Here is a 16004-nt window from a genome sequence, read left to right on the forward strand (position 1 = left end):
TCCGTCTTACGACAGTTCCAAGGCCGGCGACTCGATGCCGCGCGCCTGGTCGATCTTCTCGGCCACCTTGAAGGCCGCTTCCAGTTCGGTGCAGCCGTAGTGCTGCATGAGCTGGTAGCGCTCGGCCTTCTCTTCGGGTTCGGTCTGCGCCAACGCCAAGTACAGGCTGGGCGGCACGGCGCGGAACAGCACTTCCATGCTCTTGGAAAGGATGACGCCCTCGGTGAACTTGCCCGCTTCTTTGCGCGCCGAGAGCATCAGCGCTTTCTGCGCGGGCGAGAGTTCGCGGAAGCGTGCAATCTTCTCGACCTCATCGGGCGGCATCGACAGGCAGATCCACCACTCAATCATGTTGAGCATGGGCTCCGCGGCACGCGGCAGATCGTCGATATTTTGTGTAGCCAGCCAGAACCAGGCCCCTAGCTTGCGCCACATTTTTGTAATTTTTACAACGTAGGGCGCAAGCAGCGGGTTCTTCGTGATGATGTGGCCTTCGTCGGTCACATTGATGATCGGACGGCCCAGGTACTGGTCGCGCTCGGCGATGTTGTTCACCGTGCTGATCAGGCTGATGTAGGCGATGGAGAGCTGCGCGTTGTAGCCCTCCCGGGCATAGGTCGCGAGATCCACCAGCGTGATGTCGGCCTCGGGCCACGGCGTGCCATCGCGATCGAACATCTCGCCGTCCGTGCCTTGGCAGAACATGTCCATCGCGTCCGCCATCTCCAGCAGCCGCACGCGCCGCATCTCGGGCAGCGTCGGGTCCTGGCCGCGCGTGCGCAGCGCGTTGCGCACGTCGCGCGTGAGCACCGTGCGTTTCTCGGCCACGCAGTGCTCGGCGGCATCGAGGATGCACTGGCGGATCAGCGAGCGATCGGCCCGCGTCATCCGGGCTTCTTCCTTGTCCTCGCCGCCTGTGATCATCAGCCGTGCCGTGATCTCCAGTTCACCCAGCACGTCGCGCTGCTCGTCCTCCTCCATGACCGAGGAATCGGCTGGCAATTCTTCATCCAGTGCATCGGCATCAAGCGTCTGCACGTTGCTGGGCGTTTCGATCAGCCGGCGAGCGTCGGCGAACGGCGCCAGGCTGATGCCCGAGCCAGGAGCCAGCTTGACCCGGTTCACGGTCAGACCCAGGCGCTTTGCGAAGTCGCTGAACAAGCCAAAGCTGTTGCCGGCTTCCACGATGAACAGCCGCGGCCGGTAGATGGCCGTGACCTGGTTCAAGAGGTTGTTGAGCGTTGCGCTCTTGCCCGAGCCGGTGGGGCCGAACAGGAACAGATGGGCGTTCATCTGCCTGTCCAAGCGGTTCAGTGGATCAAACGTGATCGGCCCGCCGCCGCGGTTGAAGAACGTGTTGCCCGGATGACCCGTACCCTGGCTGCGACCCCACGCCGGCGAGAGATTCGCCACATGCTGGGCGAACATCAGTTGGGTGAACCAGTTCCGTCGATCTTGCGCAGGGTTGTAGCAGCACGGTAGCCAGCGCAGGTAGCTGTTGAGCGGCGCGACTTCATCGTCCTCGCGCACAGGCTGCAACCCCGCGTTGAGCATCACGTTGGCGAGATCCAGACCGCGCCTGTCAAGTTCGGCTTCATCGCGTCCGCGCAGATAGAAGGCCAGCGTGCCGCGGTAGAGCTTGTGCGCGCTGCCGATGAGCGAGCGTGCCTCCTGCACATCCTTGAGCGTTTGTTCCGATGCCAGTGTTTCGCCGACAGCCTTCTTCGCCAGGTGATTCAGGTGCGATTCGAGGATGTCCTGGGGCGTCGCCACCATGGTCAGACACATCGTGGTGTCTTCGGGCATCTGATCGAAAAGCGTGTTGATAGCGTCCCCCTTGCGGGTTTCGCCGGTCAGGTGCCCCGTACCGGGCGGCATGCGTAGCCGGTCGGTGACCAGTACGCGATGCGGCATACCGTCAAAGTACCAGGTGCCGTGCTCGGCATCGGAGCGAGGCTGACCGAAGAACAGCCGTTGACTGAAGTCCCGACCACTCGCCAGCTCAATCTCACCTTCCTCCACCTCGTCGGGATAGCGGGCCAGCGCATAGAAGCGCTCTCGCTCCTCAGCGCCGGGCCCGAGCATCGTGGGGCGTGGGTTGAACCAACGCAGCAGCCAGTCGTGAACATCGGCCGCGACCATGCGCCGGGCCTGGATGCCGGCGTTCGCCAAGCCGCCGCAGAGGCGATCGCAGACGATGTTCAGCATTTGCTCGGGTGTCTGGCCGCGGCGGTTCGCCTGCCCGGCGGCCCGGCGATAGACCACCATGCGCACGCGCCGCGTCTGGCCGCGCCAGCGCAACCGCGTGACCACCGTATCCTCGAACAGTCCGCCGGGCTTGGCCACCGCGCGCAGGTGGTGGCCAAAGAAGCGGAGGTAGAACTCGGTGAAGGCCGTGCTGCGGGCGCGCGGCTGCACGTAGTCGCGTAGCGTCTGCATGTACTGGTCGAAGCTGGGCTCGTCCTGTGCATAGAGCTGGAGCACCCACGGGTTCTCATCCAGCTCATCGAACGAGTCCTGGAGCGCGTTTTCGAGCGCATCGCGGGCATGAGCGAGCCAGCCCGGTTCCCGACCTTCGGTGCCTAGCGGGACCAGTTCGTAGAAGGCCGCGACCGATTGCCCGTCCTCCAGCAGCATGGACTTCGACGGCGGCAGGAACTCCACCCACGGCAGCAGCTCCGCGAATGACTGCGCAACGTCGTACATCGCCTGCTCGTCCGCCACGGTCGCCGGCCTGCGGCCCTGGACCGTCGCTCCGGGTTCGGCAATGCCGGCCTGGCGCAACGCCTCGACGTGGCGCTGCCAGCCGTCCGGCTGCTCGTCATTGCCACCATCGGATGCAGCCAGCTTCGGCCAGGGGAGTTTCCAGCGCATCAGTAGTCCTCCACGCGCTCGCCCGGCATGGCGTACTGCACACGCTGGTACAGGGGAAAGACCGTCGTGTAGCCCGGAACCGGCACGGGATCGGTGCCCGCCAGGTGCGGGTACACATACATGACAAGATCGGGGTTCGGCAGGCGGTGGAACTGGCGATAGACCTCGTTGCGCGCCGTGCGCGTGTAGCGCATCTGCTCGGTGGGCGCGGCCTCCACGTCGGCCTCGGTCAGCGTCCGGCGCAGGCTCTGGCGTGCATCGAGCAATTGCCTGCGCGCCACCTGGCCGGCGCCACCACCCCCGTCACCGGCGTTCTGCTGCCAGATGTCCATCATCGTGCTGTCGCCGTGGGGGAGCAGCTTTTCCTTGCTGGTGGCACAGCCGCCGAGCACCGCGACGGCGAGGGCCAGCGCCAGGGCCTTATTCAAGTTCGAGAGCATGGCTTTCTCCTGCGCGGTGATCGACCTTGCGGCCTTCGGGATCGAAGTCGATGGCGAGCGGCTTTTCGAGGTGGACGGCGACCTTCGCGCCGGGCTGGACATAGACAGCGGCGAACGCCTGGCCGTACAGCTTGTTCACCCAGTCGGCCATGTCGCGCACGCCACCGGCCAGGATGCGGCCCACGGCTTCATTGCCCGAGATACCGACGCTGCCGATGGAGCCGTCGGCGCCGACGTAGGACATCTGGCCGCTGTCGCTGTCGATCAGCGAGGCGACGCCGGCACCGGCGGCGGTAATCAGGGCTTGCGAGCCAAGGTACTGCTGGGCGTTGCTGCGCCGCTCCCCGCTGACGCAGGGAATGCCGTATGGGTCGCTGATCCAGCCCAGGCCTCCACTTTGAGAGTTCTGCTGCTGGTTGTTTTGCTGGTTGCCGTCGCGGTCTTCGGGGATGGTGCGGATCGTGCCGTCGTGGAAGACGAAGGTGATGCTGCGTACCTGGCCGCGCACGCACGAGAGCGTCCAGTCGCCCGATGCGGTGCCGCTGAACACGGCACCGGCCACGTCGGGAATGTCGATGCCATTGGCGGTCAGGTTGTCCTGTCCGACCAACACCTTGAAGGGGTACGGATCGTTGACGGTTCCGTCGATCGGCACGCGGCCGATCAGCGCCGTCATCGCCACCGACCCCATCAGCGTCGAATTGGTCGGTACGGTATAGACCGCCTTGGCGCTCTTCACGCCTGCGGCGCGTGCGCCCGCGTTCGCCACGGTTTCCGCCGTGGTTTCCAACGTGCTCTGCGCGGGGCCGAAGCTCGTCGGGAAGCTCATGCCGCTACCCGTGCCACGACTGCTGTTGCGCCCCTCGGCTTTCCTCGCATCGTCGGGTTCGACCCAGCGCACGCCGCCTTCCATGCCGGCCTCGTCGCCGTCACGCAGCCCCAGACCCACCGGCAGGTCGGCATGGCCGCCGCCACGTCCGCCGATACTGTCCAGGCGCCGTTGCAGGTCGGCCAGCAGCCCTTCGGTCTGCTGACGCGCGCTGGCTGCCTGCTCTTGGTCGCGACGCAGGTTGGTGCGCTCGGAGTCGAGGGCCGAATTGATGCGCTGGTCAATGGAGTTCTCGCGCTGGCGCAGTCGCTGGTTTTCTTCGCGCTGGGATTTGTTGTCCGAGAGCGCGGTCTGAAGCTCGGTGCGCAACTGCTTCACTTGGGCAACGAGCGTCGCCACGGTGTCGCGCGGGGTATCGCCCTCGATGCCCAGCGCCTTCATTTCCGCTGGCGTGAGCTTGGCGCCGGCATCCGCGGTCGGTGGTGCCGAAGTGCTGCCTCCCGAGAACAGCCGGATGGCGACGAACAGCACCAGCACGGCAACCGGGATCATCAGCCACTTCAGGAGTCCATTACTGCGCATGGCGGACCTCCTTGCGGTCGGTGCCATCCTGGGAACCGGCTTCCGGTTGCGGGAGATGCACGGCCGGGTCGAAGCGGTTGACCGCTGGTAGCAGCGATTGCGCAAGGCCACGCCCGCGCGTCACCAGGTACAGAACGGTCGTGTCCTCGGGCGTCCCGCGCGGGCCAAGCGCCTCGTGTTGGAAGGTGGCGGTGAGGAAATCGCCTTGCAGCACGCGCGGGTCCAGGGTGATCCAGCCGCTGCTGCTGTTGGTCAGGCGCACGGCGGTCACCCACTGGTCTTCCAGACACCATGACGCGAGCGCGACCGCGCGCACGGGCAGCGTCGGCATCAGCGTGCCGAGGTCGAGGTCACGGCGCAGGTTCACCCGCATGACGCTCGGCAGCGGCTCCACGGTGCGTAGCGGCGCGTAGAGGTTCTGTGCGGCAAAGCGCGTCAGGACAACCGACACCGGGGTCTCGCGTCGCGCCGCTCGCGCGCCGGCCTGGTCCTGGGCGCGCGCCGGAGCTTCGTTGTCATCGCCGGGCTGATCGCCATAGCGCGCCGGGGTGCTGTTGCCCTCGACGATGCGCACTGGTTCCAGCTCGGCTTCGCCGTCCTTGGCTGGCTCCGCCGCGATGTCGAGCAGGATCAGCGCGCCCGTGTCGGCGTCCTGCAATTGCAGCCGTGTGGGCTCGATCGGCTCGCTGGCCCGCAGGTACACCGCGCCACCCGCGCTCTGCACGCGCAGGCGTTCGCCCACGCCCGCAGGCACGCCCACGCGGACGTTCCGGTCGATGAACACGATGCGCTCCTGGCCGACCTTCAGCGGCACCGCCAGCGGCATGCGCTCCCAGCGCAGAATCTCCACAGCATGGGAGACGGGTGCCGCGGCCGCGGCCAGCAGCCCCAGCAGCACGAGTACAGGATGCTTCATGGGGTGTTTCCTCCTTGGGGCGCTTGCGGAGACAGGCCGCCAGGCGCCGGGCGCGTCGGCTCCGGGGCGCTGATGCGCTGGGGCGCACCGTCGTAGCAGTCCAGCGCCAGGCCGAACGGGTTGCGGGCGGGATCGACGTCCACCCGCGTGACCTTCACCGGGTAGCGCACGAGCGCGCGCTTGACCTGCTCGGCGCCGTAGTACTCGTCGGCGGTGATGTCGAGCGTCACCACCCAGTCGCGGTCAGAGACCACGCGCACGCGCGCCGTGGGGTCGTCGCCGTAGCCGCGGCCGGGGATTTCATAAATCCCGCGCACGCGCTGGCGCAGTTCGCCCGTGCTGCGGCGGTAGTCGTAGTCCGCGCGCAGGAAGGCCTGGCAGGACGGGGTGAGATACGGCGAGAGCGTATGGAGGTTGCGCGGGTAGTCCTCTTCGCCGTTCGTCGGCCAGCGATTGAGGGTCTGGAACACGTAGAACGTGAACGCATAGACCGATTCGGGCGGCACTTCCCACCACTTGCGGGTACTGCCGGAGCGCAGGTCGGGCGGGACGTGGATGGTCAGGTCGCGCGGCGCGCTCCACCATCCACCGCCCATGACTAGGGCGACGATGACAAGCGCGCCAGCACCCAGGCGAAGCGTCTTGATGTGCGCCTGCAGGTGGGTGATCTCGTTCTTGAAGCGGCTCATCGTGTCCCCCTTGAGGCAGACCTTCGGGTGGTCCAGAAGCCGGAGCGCGAGATCAGCACGTGGCCGCTCACCCAGCCCGCCATCAGCGGATGGCGCGTGGCGATGCGCCATTGCAGTTGCCGGTACAGCCAGGTGTCGGGACGCCCGCGCTTGAGCCGGCGCAGGATGCCGCCGCCGATGAAGACGCCCAGGGCCACACCCAGGACGACGAACGTCGGCGCGATGGCGATCGTGCGGAACGCCCAGGACAGCGGCGCGCCGACCAGCAGGCCGGCGGCGCCGGACAGGCCGCAGCAGATCCACAGCTCGTCGGCGGTCAGGCCGCGCACAACAACGGGATGGCGGTTGAGCCGGTGCGGAAGGAACGTGACCGTCCCGTCCGCACGGACGTGCTGCTGCTCGGACATACCGGCCTCGCCTTACAGGATGCCGGTGGCTTCGGTGAGCAACCAGATGCCGATCACGAGCAGCACGGCACCGATCGCGACGGTGAGGCCGAACTGGCCCCAGGTCTTGCGGCCGGTGTGGATTTCCGCGTAGGTCCCGTAGGCGTGGTAGCAGACGCCGATAAACATCGACGCCACGACCAGGAGCGCCACGAGCATGATGATGTCGTAGCCGTAGTTCCTGATCGTTTCCATGATGCCGTTGCCGGTGCCGCGGGTCGGGTTCTCCAACTGCGGCAAGCCTTGCGCAAACGACAGCGCGGGCAGCGCGGCGGCGCCCAGTGCCACAGCGGCGCGCTGGGCAAGACGGGAATGGAGGATGCGGTTTTGCATGGTCGTGCCTTTCAGGTCAGGAGAGGAGGAAGAAGCTCAGGACGAGGTACATCGCGACGAAGCGGATGCAGACTCCGAGGAACTGGCGTTGGTTGAGGCGGCTCTCGGACCACCCCACGTAGGCCGTTCGGATGGCCCAGACGCCCCACACGAGCAGGACCGCGAACACGACGCCGACCAGGACGGTCGCCATCGCCGAAGGTGCGATGCCGCTGTTGGCTTGAAATGCCGAGACCTGGGCGCCGTTCATTGCTTGGCTTCCGTAGTCGTCGGCGATGGCGAGGCGGCCCGCTCGGTGCGGTAGTCGCCGGCCAGTTCGGAGGGGTCGCGCGGCTGGGCACGCGACGGTGTGAGATGGGCCTGGATGCCGGCGCGCACGCGCGCCAGGTCAGCCAGCAGCCGCGGGTAATCGAAGTGGTAGCGCTCGCCCGGCTGGATGGGGGCACGCGCGGCGCTGTCGGCTACGGTGCGCTCCAGCGCATCGAGCTGGCGCAGCGCGGCGACCAGCTCCTGGCGCTGTGCGGGGGACTCGGCCAACGCCATCGGGGACTGACCCAGCAGCAGGGCCGTCACGAGAAAAATGGGCACGCCGCGATGCGCGGCGCGCTGCCAGACCGGAGCCAACATCGCGCCATTCCTGTGTGATCAGCAATGGCTTGATCGTGGAGATCAGGGCGACTTCATGCTGCAAACAATAGGAACTGCGCGGTAACCGGGTTATCGAGAGCTTCGAAACTCGCCAACTGAATAGTGGCCTGCAACAAGTGTTCGTTAGTAGAATTGAGCAGACTTGGCAAACTAAGGCTATGAAAGACCAACCGAGAAGGTTTGCAGATGACTGATGCCGAAAACGAAATCCTCACACTTGAAGAGGTGGCGGTTTACCTCAAAGCAGGAAAAAGGACGGTCTATCGCCTGGCTCAAAAGGGAGAGATTCCCGCGTTCAAGCTGGGGGGAACCTGGCGCTTCTGTCGTTCTGATCTTGAGCGCTGGATTGCCGAAAGCACCAACAAGCAGAAGCCGGGGGCTTGAGTGAGTTTTTGCCACACTTGCCACCACATCAAGTCCGGGACAGGACAAGGGGAGAATCACCGTTGACGACGCAGCAACCTTTGACGCCGTATCAAAGCCAGTACGTCGCGTGGCTGCTCACCCGTCGCGCGGCGGGCGACACCGTTGAATCGCTGGCCTCGACACTGGTCGATTCGCAGGTCGATCTCAACCCGCATCAGGTTGACGCCGCCCTTTTTGCCTGCCGCAACCCGCTTTCGCGTGGCGTCATACTGGCCGACGAAGTGGGTCTTGGCAAAACCATCGAGGCAGGCTTGGTGATTTCACAGCGCTGGGCGGAGAGACGGCGCAAGGTGCTCATCATCGTCCCGGCCAACCTGCGCAAGCAGTGGCATCAGGAACTGCAGGACAAGTTCAGTCTGCAGGGGCTAATCCTCGAAGCCAAGAGTTACAACGCGGCCCGCAAACAGGGGCAGCAGGCCCCCTTTCTGTCGGAATCCGGCCCGATCATCTGCTCCTATCAGTTCGCCAAGGCCAAGGCCAAAGATATCAAGGAAATCGAGTGGGACTTGGTCGTCTTGGACGAGGCCCATCGCCTGCGCAACGTCTACAAGACCAGCAACGTCATCGCCAAGACGCTCAAGGACGCAATGGCGCACGTCCATTCCAAGGTGCTGCTCACGGCCACACCCTTGCAGAACTCGCTGGTGGAACTCTATGGTCTCGTCAGCATTATCGATGATCGTGTATTCGGCGACCTTGACAGCTTCCGCGCGCAATTCACCTCCAGCGGGCGCGATCAAGCCTTCGGAGCATTGCGCGAACGGCTGGCCACCGTCTGCAAACGCACCCTGCGCAAGCAGGTGCAGCCTTACGTCTCCTACACGGCGCGCAAGGCCATCGTGCAGGAATTCACCCCGTCAAACGAGGAGCAGGAACTGTCCCGCCTCGTCGCCGACTACCTGCGCCGCCCCAACCTGCAAGCGCTGCCGCAAAGCCAGCGGCAACTGATCTCCCTCGTCTTGTGGAAGCTGCTCGCGTCCAGCACGCACGCCATTGCGGGCGCGCTGGAAACGATGGCCAAGCGCCTGCAAGGCGTGCTCGATGCATCGCCGGTGGTCGATCTGACGGACGAGCTGGACGAGGACTACGAGTCGCTCGATGAGGTTGCTGACGAAAGCGGCGCAGAGGATTTCGCCGACGGCGAGGACGACCCGGCAGCGGATGCGGCCGGGCCTAGCCAAGAGGAGCGCACCGCCATCTCCAACGAGATCGACGAGCTGCGCCACTTCAAAACGCTGGCCACCAGTATCCGCGACAACGCCAAAGGCAAGGCGCTACTCACGGCCTTGGACAAAGCATTCGCCGAACTGAATCGGCTGGGCGCGGCCAAGAAGGCCATCATCTTCACCGAATCCAGGCGCACGCAGGATTACCTACTGAGCCTGCTGGCGGACACGTCCTACGGCGACGGCATCGTCCTCTTCAACGGCACCAACAGCGACGCCCGCGCGCAGGCCATCTACAAGGACTGGCTCAAACGCCACGAAGGCACTGACCACATCACCGGCTCCAAGACCGCCGACACGCGCGCCGCACTGGTCGAGCACTTCAAGGAACGCGGCACGGTGATGATTGCCACCGAAGCGGGCGCGGAAGGCATCAACCTGCAGTTCTGCTCACTGGTCATCAACTACGACCTGCCGTGGAACCCGCAGCGCATTGAGCAGCGCATTGGGCGCTGCCACCGCTATGGGCAGAAGCACGACGTGGTAGTGGTCAACTTCGTGGATCGTAGCAACGAGGCCGACGCCCGCGTGTACGAACTGCTGGAGCAGAAATTCCAACTGTTCGACGGCGTGTTCGGGGCCAGCGATGAAGTGCTGGGCACGATTGGCTCCGGCGTGGACTTTGAACGCCGCATCGCTGACATCTATCAGAACTGCCGCAACCCGAGCGAAATCAAGGCCAGCTTCGAACAGCTCCAACTCGACCTCTCCGGCGAGATCAGCGAAGCGATGGTCAAGACCCGACAGATTTTGCTGGAGAACTTCGATGAGGAAGTGCAGGACAAACTCCGCGTCCGCGCCGAGGACAGCCGCAGCGCCCGCAGCCGCTTCGAGCGGATGCTGATGGACTTGAGTCGGGCAGAGTTGGGCGATTGCGCCAGCTTCGATGACGACGGCTTTCACCTGTGGCGCGCGCCGGATGGCATCGAAGGCAGCAGCATTGAAGGCATCGAACTGGGGCGCTACGAACTGCCACGCCGCTCCGGTGACGCGCACCTGTACCGCATCAATCATCCGCTGGCGCTGTGGATCGCGCAGCAGGCCAAGACCCGCACGCTCGATGGGGCCAAGCTGGTGTTCGATTATGAAGGCTATGGCAGCAAGGTCAGCACCCTGGAGCCGTATCGCGGCAAGGCTGGTTGGCTCACGCTCAAGCTGCTTGTCGTCGAAGCCCTGGGCAATCAGGAGCAGCATCTCTTGGTTGCAGCCACCACTACTGACGGCGTGTCGCTGGACGAAGAAGACCCGGAGAAGCTGCTGCGCCTGCCCGCGACCACGCAGGCAGCGAGCCTGTTCAATAACGCAGGCGACGCCACGCTGGTAGCCAACGTGGCAACCCGCAAGACGGAGCTGCTGCGCGACATCAACCAACGCAACCTTGGCTACTTCGAGCAGGAAGTGCAGAAGTTGGACGCCTGGGCCGATGACCTGAAACTCGGCCTTGAGCAAGAAATCAAGGAGATCGACCGCGAGATCAAGGAAGTTCGCCGCACGGCAGCCACCTCGCCCACGCTGGAAGAAAAACTGTCATGGCAGAAGAAGCAGCGCGAACTGGAAGGCAAGCGCAGCAAGCTGCGGCGGGAACTGTTCAATCGGCAGGATGAGGTCGAAGCGCAGCGCAACGACTTGATCAGTCAGTTGGAGGTGCAGCTCCATCAACGGGTGGAAGAGCGCACGCTGTTCACTATCGAGTGGGGGCTGACATGATTACAAAAAGAGATATTTCTCGGGGTGCAATTTGGCGGCAGTGGGATCTGCATGTCCATACACCAGCATCGTTTCATTGGTCGGGAGATAGGTTCGATGTCGATCTCTCTTCTGCAAAGAGCAAGAAGCTGGTCGATGAAATGATCGAAGCCATGAACAAGGCAGAACCGGCTGTGTTCGCGATCATGGATTACTGGACCTTTGACGGCTGGCTTGCACTACGAAAGCGCCTCAAGGACGAGGACGCCCCCGTCCTGAAAAAAACCGTCCTTCCAGGGATCGAACTTCGGCTTGCCGCGCCAATGAAGGGGCGACTGAATGCACACGTACTGTTCTCGAACGAGGTCGATGAACAGGTGCTCAGGGATTTCATATCTGCCTTGCGCATTGAGTTAGTGGACAGGCCACTTTCCGAGCCTGCGTTGAGAGAGCTTGCCAGGAAGGTCGGCGAGGACAAGTTGAAGCATCACGGCTTCAAAAAGGCCGATGTAGATGCTTCCGACGAGAAGGCTCTGCTTGCTGGGGCGGTGATTGCGGAGATCAACGCTGACTCATACAGGGAAGCGATTCGGAAGGTCCCGAACGAGCACGCGATTGGCCTTATGCCGTTTGATACGAATGACGGACTGGCCGAGGTTGGGTGGCAAGAGCACTACGCCTATGCCATGAACCTCTTTCAAACTTCTCCGATCTTCGAGACACGAGACACCGACCTGCGTGGCGCATTTGTTGGCGAGCAGACAGCCGGCAACGCCAAGTGGTTCAAGAATTTTCAAGCAGGTCTGAATAATATTCCGCGCTTGGCAGTCTCAGGAAGCGACGCCCACTGCTTCGTTGGAACACCTGGCGACAACAACAAGCGGGGCTATGGCGACTTCCCCTCCGGGAAAAGGACGTGGATCAAAGCCGACCCGACGTTCCACGGCCTCAAGCAAGCCATTCTTGAGCCAGCGAAACGCTCCTTCATTGGTGACAAGCCGCCCAAGGTTCAAGAAGTCGAGTCCAACAAGACCTTCTACATCGAGTCGATCGAGATCACCAAAACAGGGGACAAGGCTGGCGTTGGGCGGTGGCTGCATGGCTGTGACATCCTGCTGAACCCCGATCTTGTCGCCGTTATTGGGAACAAGGGAAGTGGCAAGAGTGCATTGGCGGATGTCATCGCGACGCTCGGCAACTCCAAGCAGTCCAAGCACTTCAGCTTCTTGAAGAGGGATCGCTTTTGGGGCAAGACCGGCGAGCCCGCTCGCCACTTCACCGGAACGCTAACCTGGCGAGACGAAAGCACCGAGTCCAGGCCGTTGAATGAGTCACCTTCAGAGGAGAAGGCCGAGCTTGTTCGCTACATCCCGCAGGGCTATTTCGAAGAGCTTTGCAATGAGCACGTATCGGGTAAGTCGAACGCATTTGAGAAAGAGCTGAGGTCAGTGATCTTCTCCCATGCGAGCGAAGAAATGAGGCTTGGCGCACTCGACTTCGATCAGTTGACCGAGCAGCAGGAGCAATCGCTCAGGAACCGATTGGGTGAATACCGCAAGGAACTGACATCGACCAACGCAACCATCGTTCGCATCGAGGAGCAGCTTCAACCCATTGAACTGAAAAAACTCACTGATCTGCTCCTGCTGAAGAGCAAGCAGATCGAGGAACACGACAAGCTGAAGCCTGCGGAGGTTGCGGTGCCGACCGAAGCTATGAGCCCCGAGCAGAAACAAGCGGCTGAAGGCTTGGCGGCAGCAAGTCAACAGGTGGACGCTGCCAGAAAGCGCAGCCAAGAGATCGCTGGCGAGACCACTGAACTGGCCAAACGTCAAAAGGCCATAGGAAATATTCGTGAGCAGTTGAGATTGCTGCAACGTGCTTTCGATCAAGCCGAAAAAACCGTCTCCGACGATCTCAATCTTCTTGGCTTCGCTTGGTCCGATCTTGCCGCCATCGACATCAAGACCGCCGTTCTGGAAGAAAAATCGACCGAGTTGGCGACGAAGCAAGGCGAGATAAAGATCGAGGCTGAAAAACTGGCGGAAGTCCTCAATTCCGCCACTGCAACCCAGCAAGGTTTCACCGCAAAGTTGAACGCGCCGCAACAGCAATATGAGGCCTACCAGCGCCAGCTTGCGGAATGGAACACGAAGCGCGACGAACTCATCGGCTCAATCACCGACCCTGAGACCAAGGTCGGCTTGGAAACCAGAATCGAGCAGATCGAGGAGCTTCCGCAGCAGCTCAAGGTTTTGGAAGCGAGGCGTTTGCAGTTGTCCGGGGAAATCTTCGATACCCTCGATGCACAGCGGCGTGCACGTGCGGAACTGTTCAAGCCGGTGCAAGACCTGATTCAGAAAAATGTCCTGATACGCGAGGACTACAGGCTGCAGTTCCAGGCAACGCTGGCGGCATCCGCCGACGCCATCGCCGACCAGTTGTTTGCTCTGATCAAGCAGACCGCAGGTGACTTTCGCGGGCAGGACGAAGCACCGGCGACCATCAGAAGATTGTTCGATGGCCATGACCTGAACAGCAAGGATGGGGCGCTAGCCTTCATTGCCTCCTTGCAGGAGAAGGTTTTGGCAGCGGCGAAGGCCTCCGGCTCGGATGCCGGGATATTCAGTTTGCTGAAGAAGGGGCAGCCGGCCGCGGCCGTCTATGACCTCATCTTTGGCTTGAACTTCCTTGAGCCTCGCTACTCGCTCCTCTTCCAGGACACGCAGATCGAGCAACTGTCCCCTGGTCAACGTGGCGCGCTCTTGCTGATCTTCTACTTGCTGGTGGACAAGGGAAAAACCCCCATCATTCTTGATCAGCCGGAAGAGAATCTTGACAACGAGACGGTGTTCCGTCTGCTCGTTCCCGTTCTCTCCGAAGCCAAAAAGCAGCGGCAGATCATCATGGTCACGCACAACCCCAATTTGGCGGTTGTGTGCGACGCCGAACAAATCATCCACGCAAGATTCGACCGCGCATCGGACTCCACTATCCGCTACGAATCGGGAGCCATCGAGAACACGGGGCTGAACGAAGCTGTCGTGACCATCTTGGAGGGGACGAAACCCGCATTCGAGAACCGCTACGGGAAGTACCACTGACATGGCGGCCCTTGAACCACAGCACATGACCGTCCTGAAGAAGATTCTGGCGGAGCGCTTCGTGCCGTTCCTTCCGCCCCTCCTGGGTGCGGCGAAGCCGGAGGATCAGGCTGCCAAGCAGCTCTCGCGTGCCTTCAGCGCCTTCGCCCTGAACAAGCTGCTCAACATCACGCCAAAGGACGCCGCCGCTTCCGTGGTGGACGATTTCAACGACAAGGGGCTGGATGCGATCCACTACCACGCCCCCACGGAAACGCTCTACCTCCTGCAAACCAAGCTGAAGGAATCCGAGCAGTTCAAGCAGGATGAAGCACAATCGTTCTGCACCGGCATCCGGCTGCTGCTGAAGCAGGATTTCACCGGGTTCAATGGGAACGTCCACAACCGCAAGGCCGAGATCGAAGGCGCGCTCGATGCGTGCAGTCGCATCAAACTGGTCGTGCCCTACACTGGGGACGGTGTGTCGCAGTCGGCCATCGATGCGCTGCAAGTGCTGCTGGACGACGATGATCTCGACGAAGAGCGGCTCGACAAGCAGGTGGACTACTACGCGGCAGTCGACATCACCCGCGACCTGCTGGCGGAGCAAGCCTATCCGCCGGTTCATACCGACATCGCCTTGCAGAAGCACGCGAAGGTCGAGAACCCGCGCACGACGTACTACGGCATCGCCCGTTTGACCGACCTGGTCGCGCTGCACAAGGACAAGGGCAAGGCGCTGTACGAGCGCAACATCCGCTACTTCCTCGGCAGCAGCCGATCCGACGTCAACAAGGCCATCAAGACGACCCTGCGCGACGATCCCGGCAGCTTCTTCTACCTCAACAACGGCGTGACGGCGGTCTGCGACGAGATTGAGTTGAAGGGAAAGAACCCCAGCAGTGGGTTCCGGAAGTTCAAGGTTCGTGGCCTGTCGATCATCAACGGCGCGCAGACGGTCGCGTCCGCCGCCGAGTTCGTGGCCCAGCATCCAGGCAGCAACATCGACGATGCCAAGGTGATGCTCACCTTGATCAAGGCCCCGGCGGACGGCCCGTTCGGTAAGCGCGTCACCAAGGCGCGCAACCACCAGAACCCAGTGCAGACAGCGAACTTCGCTTCGCTGGACGAAAACCAGGAGCGGTTGCGGCAAGAAATCGCGCATCTCGGCTTCGCCTACCACTACCGTCCGGAAGCCTCGGCCACCGGCCTCCAGGCTATTTCGCTCGACGAGGCGCTGCGCGCGCTCGCCTCGCGCCAGGACGATCCGCGCTACGCGGTCTGGCTCAAAAGCGAACCGGCGCGGCTGGCCAATCCGGAATCCGCCGAATACCAGGCGCTGTTCCCGGCCACCCTGACCGGCGTGGCCCTGCTCAACGCCGTGCTGTGCCACCGGGCCATCCGCACGCTGGTGGTCGACTACGAGCAGAAGGCGGCGGCGCGCAGCCAAGAAAAGCTGATCTACCGCCACGCCACTCATGTCATCACGGCTGTGATGATGAAGCGCCTGCGCCAACGCATCGGCGCGGCGACGGTCATGGACGCCGCAGCAATTCCCGGCTTGATCAGCCAGCCGCTCGACGAGTTGCGGCAGCAGACCTTCGACCTCGGGCGGCAACGCCTGCTCGGCGAGGGGCCACTGGCCTACTTCCGCAATCAGGGCAGCGTCGCCTCGTTCATGGCCGACCTGATGGAAACGCATTTCGCGCTGACCGCCGATCCAACGCTACCCACTCTGCGCAATATCGATACTGCGGCGGATGCCTATCCGCGCAAGCGCCTGCTCGACTACTTGTCGGGCAAGGCCCCCCAACTATGAGAGCGAT

The 16004-nt window shown here is 62.9% G+C and carries 13 protein-coding genes; 4 read left to right on the top strand and 9 right to left on the bottom strand.

Annotated elements, in window-relative coordinates; all coding sequences use genetic code 11:
* Positions 1-6: 6 nt before the first annotated feature.
* The 9 genes from ACUZUJ_RS07545 to ACUZUJ_RS07585 are packed head-to-tail and all read right to left on the bottom strand — an operon-like array spanning position 7 to position 7736.
* Entirely contained in the window at positions 7-2874 is a 2868-nt protein-coding gene (locus ACUZUJ_RS07545) for a conjugative transfer ATPase (protein ID WP_023103900.1), read from the bottom strand.
* The gene (locus tag ACUZUJ_RS07550) at positions 2874-3314 is read right to left on the bottom strand and encodes a TIGR03751 family conjugal transfer lipoprotein (protein ID WP_023103901.1); all 441 of its coding nucleotides are present in this window, start codon (positions 3312-3314) and stop codon (positions 2874-2876) included. Before ACUZUJ_RS07550 ends, ACUZUJ_RS07545 begins: the two co-directional genes overlap by 1 nt.
* Entirely contained in the window at positions 3295-4725 is a 1431-nt protein-coding gene (locus tag ACUZUJ_RS07555; protein ID WP_023464783.1) for a TIGR03752 family integrating conjugative element protein, read from the bottom strand. Before ACUZUJ_RS07555 ends, ACUZUJ_RS07550 begins: the two co-directional genes overlap by 20 nt.
* On the bottom strand, positions 4715-5641 hold the full coding sequence (locus ACUZUJ_RS07560; RefSeq protein ID WP_458220141.1) for a TIGR03749 family integrating conjugative element protein: 927 nt from the start codon (positions 5639-5641) through the stop codon (positions 4715-4717). The genes ACUZUJ_RS07555 and ACUZUJ_RS07560 overlap by 11 nt, the downstream gene beginning before the upstream one ends.
* Positions 5638-6330, bottom strand: coding sequence for a PFL_4703 family integrating conjugative element protein (locus tag ACUZUJ_RS07565; protein WP_003821110.1), 693 nt, complete (start codon positions 6328-6330; stop codon positions 5638-5640). The genes ACUZUJ_RS07560 and ACUZUJ_RS07565 overlap by 4 nt, the downstream gene beginning before the upstream one ends.
* Positions 6327-6737, bottom strand: a complete 411-nt coding sequence (locus tag ACUZUJ_RS07570) for a TIGR03750 family conjugal transfer protein (protein WP_023095488.1) — start codon at positions 6735-6737, stop codon at positions 6327-6329. The genes ACUZUJ_RS07565 and ACUZUJ_RS07570 overlap by 4 nt, the downstream gene beginning before the upstream one ends.
* Before the next feature lie 12 nt (positions 6738-6749).
* Positions 6750-7109 (bottom strand): TIGR03745 family integrating conjugative element membrane protein, encoded by a 360-nt coding sequence (locus ACUZUJ_RS07575; RefSeq protein WP_023095489.1) that lies wholly within the window; start codon positions 7107-7109, stop codon positions 6750-6752.
* Positions 7110-7125: 16 nt separating this feature from the next.
* A complete protein-coding gene (locus ACUZUJ_RS07580) occupies positions 7126-7359 on the bottom strand; it encodes a TIGR03758 family integrating conjugative element protein (protein WP_003050225.1) in 234 nt (77 codons plus the stop codon).
* The gene (locus ACUZUJ_RS07585) at positions 7356-7736 is read right to left on the bottom strand and encodes an integrative conjugative element protein, RAQPRD family (protein WP_033999109.1); all 381 of its coding nucleotides are present in this window, start codon (positions 7734-7736) and stop codon (positions 7356-7358) included. The genes ACUZUJ_RS07580 and ACUZUJ_RS07585 overlap by 4 nt, the downstream gene beginning before the upstream one ends.
* 207 nt (positions 7737-7943) lie before the next feature.
* Here ACUZUJ_RS07585 and ACUZUJ_RS07590 point away from each other — a divergent pair, with 207 nt between their 5' ends.
* From ACUZUJ_RS07590 to ACUZUJ_RS07605, 4 genes are all read left to right on the top strand, one after another.
* A complete protein-coding gene (locus tag ACUZUJ_RS07590; RefSeq protein ID WP_023095491.1) occupies positions 7944-8141 on the top strand; it encodes a helix-turn-helix domain-containing protein in 198 nt (65 codons plus the stop codon).
* 62 nt (positions 8142-8203) lie between these two features.
* Complete coding sequence (locus tag ACUZUJ_RS07595; protein WP_033999112.1) at positions 8204-11116, top strand: SNF2-related protein; 2913 nt, start codon at positions 8204-8206, stop codon at positions 11114-11116.
* Positions 11113-14199, top strand: a complete 3087-nt coding sequence (locus ACUZUJ_RS07600) for a TrlF family AAA-like ATPase (RefSeq protein ID WP_033999115.1) — start codon at positions 11113-11115, stop codon at positions 14197-14199. The genes ACUZUJ_RS07595 and ACUZUJ_RS07600 overlap by 4 nt, the downstream gene beginning before the upstream one ends.
* Before the next feature lie 25 nt (positions 14200-14224).
* Positions 14225-15997 (top strand): AIPR family protein, encoded by a 1773-nt coding sequence (locus ACUZUJ_RS07605; RefSeq protein ID WP_228383604.1) that lies wholly within the window; start codon positions 14225-14227, stop codon positions 15995-15997.
* Positions 15998-16004: the final 7 nt, after the last annotated feature.

The organism is Stenotrophomonas sp. S4, assembly GCF_054187805.2.